Consider the following 7,629-nt stretch of genomic DNA (forward strand, 5'->3'; position numbering starts at 1 on the left):
CGGCGGTCGAACGTCATGAGGGAACTCCGAGATCTCGGTCGAAGACGAAAGGCGTGTGTGACGCGTGGGATCTCACCCGCCTCACGCGAGTGTGTCACAAGAACATCGCGGCGTCTCCCCCGGCGTTACCACACGGGTGTCCGACCACGGCGCAGGCGCGGCTGGTTGACTGTCACACATGAGCCGCACGCCCAGATGGTCCGCCTCCGACGTCCCCGACCAGACGGGACGGACCTTTGTCGTGACCGGGGCCAACGCGGGGATCGGCCTGGCCACCACACAGGCACTCGTGGCCCGGGGCGCCCGGGTGGTCATGGCGTGCCGGAACCTCGAGAAGGCCGAGGCCGCCCGGGCCACCCTGCCGTCGGGGACGCGTGACCTGGCGCTGGTCCGTCGCCTCGATCTGGCGGACCTCGACTCGGTGGACGAGTTCGTCGCCGGGACCGCGGATCGGGTGGATGTCCTGATCAACAACGCCGGCGTCATGAACCTCCCGCCCTCGCGGACCGCCCAGGGTCACGAGATGCAGTTCGGCGTGAACGCGCTCGGTCACCACGCCCTCACCGGCGGCCTGCTGCCGCGGTTGACCGATCGCGTGGTCTGGCTCGGCTCGCTGGCACACCTCCGCGGGCGCGTCGACACCGACGATCTGAGCATGGATCTGCGCGGATACCGGCCGATGGCGGCCTACGCCAACTCGAAGCTGGCCTGCATCATGCTGGCCTACGAATGGCAGCGCCGACTCGGTCGCGAGGGCGGGGAGATCCGGTCGATGGCGGCCCACCCCGGGTACACCGCCACCGAACTCCTCCGGCAGAGCGGCCGCCCGGCCGCCGACCGGTTCTTCGAGCTCGGCAACTCGATCTCGTGGGCCGGACTGACGCCGGAGACGGGCGCCCTGTCCGTCCTCTACGCCGCGACGGTGCCGGACCTTCCGGGCGCGACCTTCGTGGGCCCCGATCGCCTCGGCGGACTGAGGGGATACCCGAAGATCGCCAGGTCGAGCAGCAGGTCCCGCGACGAGCGGGTCGCCGCCGCCCTCTGGGAGCGGTGCACCGAGATGTCCGCGTTCCGGTAGTCAGCCCGCGGCGGGGTCAGGCCGACCCGTAGGGGTCAGGCCAGTCCGGCCGCGGCCAGTCCCTCACGGAGCCGGTCGAGGTGCTCCGGCGGGCCCTGGAGCAGCGGCATCCGCAGCTGGTCGGAGCCGAGCAGCCCCTGCATCTTCAGCGCCGCCTTGATCTGGATGGCCCCCTGCGAGGTGTGCATGATCGCGTCGACGGCCGGGATGAGGCGGGTATGGATCTCGCGGGCCCGGGGGAGATCACCGGCATCGACGGCGTCGATCATGGCCCGGTAGTCGTCTCCGGCCACATGCCCGACCACCGAGACGATGCCTGTGGCGCCCAGTGCGAGGAACGCGAGGTTGAGCACGTCGTCACCCGAGAACCACAGCAGATCGGTCTCGGCCATGAGTCGGCTGGCCTCGAAGAGGTCGCCCTTGGCGTCCTTGACCGCGCGGAGGCCGGGGATCTCTCCCAACCGGCGGATCGTGTCGGAGGACAGGGCCGTGCCGGTTCTCCCCGGGATGTCGTAGGCCATGACGGGTCGCCCTCCCGCCTCGGCGACCATCCGGAAGTGCTCGACGATCCCGTGCTGCGTGGGCTTGTTGTAGTACGGCGTCACCACCAGCAGCGTGTCGGCGCCGCGCTCGACCATCGCGGCGGCCGCCCGCATCGAGTGCTCGGTGTCATTGGTCCCGCAGCCGGCCATCACCGACACACGGTCGCCGACCGCCTCGACGACCGCGGCCACGGCGTCGTAGTCCTCCTCGTCGGTGGTCGTGGCGGACTCACCGGTGGTGCCGTTGACCAGCAGTCCGTCGTGACCGTGATCGGCGAGGTGGACCGCGAGTCGCTGCAGCCCGTCGTAGTCGATCGAGCCGTCGTCGTGCATTGGGGTCACCATCGCGGTGATGACCCGACCGAAGGGATTGTCCGACATGGGCACCAGGATAGGCGGTCCCGGTCGGTCGTCGCTCCGGTGCGGTCACCGTCGGATCCGGCGGCGAGGTCCGGAAGCACGTGGGGCCCGTCGCGGTTAGGGTCGTCACCACCCCCCGCACGCACGACCCAGGAGGACCACATGAACTCGGAGACACCCCCGGAGACCCCAGAGGACCTGGGCAACACCATCGACGGAACGCGTGTCGGTGACGGAAGCGCGCCGGATCGGGCGGCGGATCAGGGAGCGACCGGAATCGACCCGGACGCCCCGGGCAGCGGTGGACACAGTGACGGCCGGAGCGTCGGCAACGGTGACGGCACCGCGACGACGGGGTCGCGCGACCTGGAGGAACAGAAGCGCATCTATCAGACGCCGGAACAGCCGGACCACGCCCTCGGCGGGAGCGAGGGCACGGCCGACGGGATGTGATCCCCGGCGTGCCGCCCTACGGGCCGGACGCGTTCCGGCTCGTGGCGGCCCGGCTCTAGCGGATGGTCAACCCACCCGGATCGTCAGCGAACCCGGATGATCAGCGAACCTTGTCCGGGTTGGTGTCGAGGAAGCGGCCCAGGGTGTGGTCGACGACGATGTGAGCCACCTCGCTGGTGGTGGCCACACCCACGCGCAGCGTGGCGGCCAGAGCGTTCTGCAACATGGAAACCTCCCGGCAGGCGATGTGACTCCCGTCACTGACAACTGTCACCTTACGCCCGCGCGCGGTGGACCGTCGCCGTATCAGCGAAAAATCTGGACGACCGTTCTGGGCGGGCGCCCCGGCCGGAGCCGATCGCTCGAGCGTATTGTTGTTGCATCAGCTAGTCAAGGGGGGCGCCGTGCTCGATCAGAAGGTCACACTCCGTCGGTCGGCCACGCGGTCCCACACCGGTGGCGGCTGGTTGGATTCCCGTCACTCCTTCTCCTTCGCCCGCCACCAGGATCCGATGAACACCCATTTCGGGCGTCTCCTGGTCAACAACGACGATCGGATCGCGCCGGGCTCCGGGTTCGACACCCACGGCCACCGGGACATGGAGATCGTCACCTGGGTGCTGTCCGGTTCGCTGGTCCACCAGGACTCCGAGGGCCACAACGGGATCATCTACCCCGGTCTCGCCCAGCGGATGAGCGCCGGGTCGGGGATCCTGCACTCCGAGCGCAACGATGCCTGGCGCGACGGATCGATCCAAGACCCCGAGATCCCGGCCGAACCGGTACACCTGGTGCAGATGTGGGTCGTCCCCGACTCCACCGGCGGGGATCCGGGGTACGACCAGCGCGAGATCGACCCCGGCGAGCTGGAGGACCACCTCGCCGTCGTCGCGGGCGGTCTCCGCTCCCACGCCGACCGGGCCGCCATCCGGATCCGCAACAGCACCTCCGCGCTGCTCGCGTCGCGGCTACAGCCGGGGCGGTCCGTCCAACTCCCCAGTGCGCCGTACCTCCACCTCTACGTGCCCGTCGGCTCGGTCGACCTGGAGGGCGAGGGCGAGCTGGCCACCGGTGACGCCGCGCGGCTCACCGCCACGGGCGGTCGCCGGGTCACCGCCGGCGTGGACGGGGCCGAGATCCTCGTGTGGGAGATGCACGCGGGGATGACCATGCTCGACGTGAGAGGGCACTGAGCCCACTGGGCCCCCGGCTCAGGTCGCGTCCGACTTCGACGGAGTCGGGGCGCCGTCGTCCTGCTCGGTCTCCGGGATGTGGTGCAGCGGGCCGACCGGCTCGGGGGACGGCGCGTCCTCGTTCTTCTCGAGCGACTCCGCGGAGTAGGCCCGCCGCCACTGCCGCGTGACCGTGGGCGGCCGCTCCCCCATGTCGTTGCTGATGCCGCGGACGAGGCTGTACATCATCACGAAACCCATCACGAAGAACGGCAGACCGATCACTGTGATGACCTCTTGCAGGGCGGTCAGTCCGCCCTCGCCGGTCCCGGCGAGAATCGTCGCCGCCACCGCGCCCATGAGCACGCCCCAGATGATGCGCTGGTGGGCCGGCGAGACCTGGACGTCGTCCCCCTTGCCCGAGGCGATCATGTCGACGACCATCGCCGCTGAGTCGACCGAGGTGGTGAAGAAGATGACAACGACGAGGATCGCGATCCCCGAGACGAGGGTCGACAGTGGGTAGTTCGACAGGAACGCGAACAGGGCGCCCGGGATGTCGCCCTCGTCCACGACCGCCTCGGTGAGCCCGCCCGGGCCGAAGAGCTCGATGTGGAACGAGGCCATGCCGAAGATGCCGAACCACAGGACGGAGAACGCGACCGGGAGGCCGAGGACGCCGAACACGAACTGGCGGATGGTCCGGCCGCGACTGATGCGGGCGATGAAGATGCCCACGAACGGCGACCACGTGATGGTCCACGCCCAGTAGAAGACGGTCCACGTGTTCTGCCACCCGGCCAGGTCGTCGTTGGCCGGGAAGACGTTGTTCCACAGCGCAAGCTCCGGAAGCATCGTGAGGTACACACCGAGCGACTCGACCGTGCCCTTAAGCAGGAACAGAGTGGGGCCGGTCACCAGGACGAAGACCAGCAACCCGACGGCGATAGCGATGTTGAAGTTGGAGAGCCGCTTGATGCCCTTCTCCAGCCCCGCCGCGACGGAGATGCAGGCAATCACCGTGACGACGGAGATCACGAGAACCTGGACCAGCGGGGACATCGCGATACCAAACAGCTCGGACAGCCCCGCGTTGATCTGCAGGGTACCGAGCCCGACCGAGGTGGCGACTCCGAACACCGTGCCCACGAGCGCGACCACGTCGATGGTCCGGCCGATCGGTCCGAAGATCTTGTCCCCGAAGATCGGCGCGAAGATCGAGCTCACCCGCGGCGGCATCTTGCGCTTGTAGATGAAGTAGGCGAAGGCCAGGGCGGGTAGCGCGAAGATGGTCCAGGTGTGCAAGCCGAAGTGGTACAGCGTGAAGCCGATGGCCTCGCGGGCGGCGTCCGCACTGGCCGGCTCGACCCCACGGGGCGGCTCGGCGAAATGCGAGATGGGCTCGGCCACACCCCAGAACATGAGGATCGAGCCGATGCCCGCCGCGAACAGCATCGCGAACCAGGTGAGGGTCGAGTGCTCGGGCTCCTCGTCGTCGCTGCCCAGCCGGACATGGCCGAAGCGGCTGATCGCGATCCACACCAGGAAGAACAGGAAGGCGGTGACGCCGAAGATGTAGAACCAGCCGAGATTGGTCATGATCCACCCGGAGGCGGTGCCGAAGACGCTGCCCACCCACTCACCGGCGAAGAACGTGATCACCACGAAGGCCAGGATCACGCCCACCGTCGTGAGAAAGATCCCCGGGTCTGTCCTGAGCCTCAGTGCGCGTGTAATCCGTTCGGACATGGTCTCCCTCGTCTGTTCGGCCGTGCTTGGCGGGTCGGTCATCCGGGCTGACCTCAGTACGCGAAGTTGTGTACCACGAACACCTTGCCACCGGCGGAGTAGGCGATTCCCATTCCCGCCGAACGGTACCCGGGGTCAACCAGGTTGTCGTTGTGGCCGGGTGAGTTCTTCCACAGGTCGACCAGACACACCGGTCCGCAGTGTGTACCGGCGGCGACGATGTTCTCCCCGTGGCCACGGTTCAGCAGCGCCTGGTTGTGGTAGACGGCGTCCTGGGCGGCGAGCCGGTCGGCCCACGTCTGCGCCTCGCGGTCCAGATCCGGGTTGGGGGCGAGGACCCCGAGCCCCCTGGACACCCGGTAGGAGTCGATCTCCCGGACGATGCCCTCGCGCAGCCCGCCCGAGACGTCCTGGTAGATCATCCCCGTCGACCCGACCGCCGCCCACACCTCGGCGGGCACCGCGGCACGGGCCTGGGAGACGAGCCCGTCCACCACGTGCTGCGGGATGAACGACGGCAGAGCCTGGGCGGAGGCCGTCGCGCCCCCGCCACCCATCAGAGTGGCGGAGGTGACGGCGATAGTCGCGAGTGACGCGGTGAGCCTGGAGCGCATGGAGGTGATCATGCCGCCTCGGCGAGCCTGAGGCGAACCAATTGGCGGATGAGGTATCAGTGAGGCGTAACGCCTGTGACCTGCGTAAATCAGTGTTACAGGTGAGACTGAAGTTAACGTGGCACCAGGAACAAGCCGGCCCCCTCGAGGACCTCGACGGTCACCGGGAGCGGCGCCACGGCGTCACCGTCGGCGAACGCCTCCACATCCTGAGCCTCGATCCGGACCGACCTGCACCGCCGTGTGGTCACCCCCCGGAGTCCCACGTGGGTACCGGAGTAGAGCCGGCGGAAGTGCCACGCCAGTCGGGGCTTGGAGATCCTGCCGACGTAGCAGACGTCGAACAACCCGTCGGACCGGTCGGCGTCGGGGGCGATCCTCATGTCACCGCCGTAGCTGCGCGTGATGGCGAACGCGCTGAGGAGGACCTCCGTCTCCACCGTCTCCTCCTCCGCCTCACCGGCGTCGAAGGTCATGCGGAACCGACGGGGCCGGTACGTCGGGAACTCGATGATCGAGGCCAGGACGTAGCGCAGGGGCCCGCCGAGGATCGTCATCTCGTTGACGCGCCGGTTGACCGCCGAATCGAGCCCCGCACACAGGACGGAGGCGAAGAGGTGCGGGGCACCGCCGTCCGGGGTGGCCCTGCCGAGGTCCACCTGCTCGACCCGGCCGCCGGCGATGACGTCCGCGGCGGCCTCCGGGCTGTCCAACGGGACGCCGTACTCGCGGGCGAGGTCGTTTCCGGTGCCTGCAGGGATGATGCCGATCGGGACCCCCGAGAACGCCTGCGCCTGCACGGCGAGCGAGACCATCCCGTCCCCGCCGCACACCGCGAGAGCGTCCACCCCGTCGGCGATCGCCTGCCGGGCCAGATCGAGGGACTCCTGCGCACTGGCCCCCCGAAGCGCGTGGACCTCGAGCCCGTGCGACCGCAGCCTCGCGGCCGCCCTGTCGGAGACCCGGTCACCCCGTCCTCCGCCGGCGGCCGGGTTGGTCAGCAGGGCGACCGTGCGGATCCGACGGTCGGACAGCCGCGCGTTCACGGGATCAACGTCCCCGGGTTACACACGCCCTTCGGGTCCACGGCGTGCTTGACCGCACGCAGCATCCGCACACCCACCTCGCCGATCTCGGCCTCGAGATAGGGCCTGTGGTCCACCCCGACCGCGTGGTGGTGGGTGATCGTTCCGCCGGTGGCCATGATCGCCTCGGATGCCGCCCGCTTGGCCTGCGTCCACTGTGCGACAGGGTCCTCGCCCCGCTGACCCGCCACCACGGTGAAGTAGAGCGACGCGCCGGTGGGGTAGACGTGACTGATATGGCACATCACGAGCGCCGGAGTGCCACTGGCCTCGAGCGAGGTGGTCAGCGCCCCGGCGACGGCGTCCCGCAGTGCGGGCAGGTTCGACCAGTCGGTGGCGGTCTCCAGCGTCTCGACCAGCGCGCCGTTGTCGAGCAACGCATCACGCAGAACCGGCGCACCGAATCGGCCGTGCTCCCACGCCTCGGCCGGACCGGCACCCAGCGACACGCCGCCGTGGGTCAGCAGCACCGCCCGGGTCTCGGCATGACGCGACCCGGCGTGTTCGGGCGTGCCCTCGAACAACGTCAGACACAGGCAGCCGCCGGCGTCACCGCCCGCACTGTCACCACCGCCG

Annotated in this window: 9 protein-coding genes; 3 read left to right on the forward strand and 6 right to left on the reverse strand. The window is 69.2% G+C overall.

Features of this window, described 5'->3' with window-relative positions; all coding sequences use genetic code 11:
• Positions 1-178 precede the first annotated feature (178 nt).
• Entirely contained in the window at positions 179-1,078 is a 900-nt protein-coding gene (locus tag G6020_RS04925; RefSeq protein WP_179523708.1) for an oxidoreductase, read from the forward strand.
• A 35-nt stretch (positions 1,079-1,113) separates the two neighbouring features.
• On the opposite strand, the gene dapA is transcribed toward G6020_RS04925, so the two are convergent.
• Positions 1,114-2,001 carry a 4-hydroxy-tetrahydrodipicolinate synthase gene (dapA, locus tag G6020_RS04930; protein WP_179523709.1) on the reverse strand — a complete coding sequence of 296 codons (888 nt, stop codon included), beginning with the start codon at positions 1,999-2,001 and terminating at the stop codon, positions 1,114-1,116.
• Positions 2,002-2,142: 141 nt separating this feature from the next.
• Between dapA and G6020_RS04935 the strand changes: the two genes are divergently transcribed.
• Positions 2,143-2,433: a hypothetical protein gene (locus tag G6020_RS04935; protein WP_179523710.1), complete on the forward strand. Its 291-nt coding sequence runs from the start codon at positions 2,143-2,145 to the stop codon at positions 2,431-2,433.
• Between the two features lie 100 nt (positions 2,434-2,533).
• On the opposite strand, the gene G6020_RS17425 is transcribed toward G6020_RS04935, so the two are convergent.
• Positions 2,534-2,659: a hypothetical protein gene (locus G6020_RS17425; RefSeq protein WP_259847360.1), complete on the reverse strand. Its 126-nt coding sequence runs from the start codon at positions 2,657-2,659 to the stop codon at positions 2,534-2,536.
• 178 nt (positions 2,660-2,837) lie between these two features.
• On the opposite strand from G6020_RS17425, the gene G6020_RS04940 reads away from it, so the two are divergent.
• Entirely contained in the window at positions 2,838-3,626 is a 789-nt protein-coding gene (locus G6020_RS04940) for a pirin family protein (RefSeq protein WP_182609857.1), read from the forward strand.
• Positions 3,627-3,644: 18 nt separating this feature from the next.
• Here G6020_RS04940 and G6020_RS04945 read toward each other — a convergent pair whose 3' ends face one another.
• The 4 genes from G6020_RS04945 to G6020_RS04960 form a co-directional block, all read right to left on the reverse strand.
• A complete protein-coding gene (locus G6020_RS04945; protein ID WP_182609860.1) occupies positions 3,645-5,354 on the reverse strand; it encodes a BCCT family transporter in 1,710 nt (569 codons plus the stop codon).
• 53 nt (positions 5,355-5,407) lie between these two features.
• Positions 5,408-5,980, reverse strand: a complete 573-nt coding sequence (locus G6020_RS04950; protein ID WP_182609858.1) for a CAP domain-containing protein — start codon at positions 5,978-5,980, stop codon at positions 5,408-5,410.
• A 101-nt stretch (positions 5,981-6,081) separates the two neighbouring features.
• Positions 6,082-7,014 carry a diacylglycerol kinase gene (locus G6020_RS04955; RefSeq protein WP_182609859.1) on the reverse strand — a complete coding sequence of 311 codons (933 nt, stop codon included), beginning with the start codon at positions 7,012-7,014 and terminating at the stop codon, positions 6,082-6,084.
• On the reverse strand, positions 7,011-7,629 hold a 619-nt coding region (locus G6020_RS04960), incomplete at its 5' end, for an FAD-linked oxidase C-terminal domain-containing protein (RefSeq protein WP_277815246.1). The genes G6020_RS04960 and G6020_RS04955, both read right to left, overlap by 4 nt.

Source organism: Dietzia sp. B19 (genome assembly GCF_014145155.1).
Taxonomy (GTDB): Bacteria; Actinomycetota; Actinomycetes; order Mycobacteriales; family Mycobacteriaceae; genus Dietzia; species Dietzia natronolimnaea.